Annotated in this window: 1 protein-coding gene; it reads right to left on the reverse strand. The window is 41.1% G+C overall.

Annotation, left to right across the window (positions count from 1 at the left end; genetic code table 11):
* Positions 1–411: NAD-dependent epimerase/dehydratase family protein (locus tag C1I98_RS46810; protein ID WP_146607981.1), on the reverse strand; the 411-nt coding region annotated here is incomplete at both ends.

Genomic DNA, 411 nt, shown 5'->3' on the forward strand with positions numbered 1-411 from the left:
GAGGATTCCATTTTAAAATTTTGCGTGCTTTTTGACTTGCAGCAATTAATGAATCTGGATCTCCAGGACGGCGAGCCGCAATTTTAGCTGGAATGGCTTCACCAGTTGCTTCACGTGCTGCTTCAACCATTTCTTTAACTGAGAAACCAGTTGATGAACCTAAGTTGAAGATGTCGCTATCATCACCTGCTTTAAGATAATCGATTGCTAAAATATGAGCATCCGCAAGATCTAAAACGTGCACATAGTCACGTACGTTCGTACCATCTGGAGTATGATAGTCATCTCCAAAAATTTGTAATTGGTCACGTTTACCTAGAGCCACTTGCAAGATAATTGGTGTTAAATGAGTTTCTGGTCCATGATCTTCGCCAATTGAACCATCTGGATAGGCTCCTGCTACGTTAAAGT

It is taken from the genome of Spongiactinospora gelatinilytica (genome assembly GCF_003236385.1).
Taxonomy (GTDB): domain Bacteria; phylum Actinomycetota; class Actinomycetes; order Streptosporangiales; family Streptosporangiaceae; genus Spongiactinospora; species Spongiactinospora gelatinilytica.